Source organism: Oleiphilus sp. HI0079 (genome assembly GCF_001635105.1).
This window is the reverse complement of record NZ_LWFT01000435.1, coordinates 1-419: the sequence shown is the minus strand read 5'-3', so window position 1 is coordinate 419 and position 419 is coordinate 1. Positions and strand designations below refer to the sequence as shown.

1 protein-coding gene is annotated in these 419 nt (G+C 46.5%); it reads left to right on the top strand.

Annotated elements, in window-relative coordinates; genetic code table 11:
- On the top strand, positions 1-223 hold a 223-nt coding region (locus A3750_RS05705; RefSeq protein ID WP_068548092.1), incomplete at its 5' end, for an MGMT family protein.
- Positions 224-419 lie beyond the last annotated feature (196 nt).

Genomic DNA, 419 nt, shown 5'->3' with positions numbered 1-419 from the left:
GCAGGCGGCGGGGTACTCTGGCAATGCTCGACTGGTTGGTCAGATTCTAAAACAGCTTCCGAGCGATTCAAGCATCCCTTGGTTTCGGGTAATCAATGCACAAGGCAAAATCTCCTTCCCAGAAAGCTCAGAGCATTACTTGAGTCAAAAAAACGCGTTAATGGCCGAAGGGCATCCCGCGTTGATTGGCAAATCACACCTTAGTAAAAAACTTTGGCCTTAATAGCAGCGTCGACATACTGATTAAACCGCGTGTTTTTTGTGACCAAACACGCAGTGTACGTTTCTTTACAATCCGAGCGAGAATCTTAGCTACAGTAAGTATATAACGATCAATTTTGCGTGATGCATTAAACCGCCTACCGGTGGTGATAGAGCATTGCTCGCAGCGCAGTAGGCCACAGAGCCAAAAGCATTTA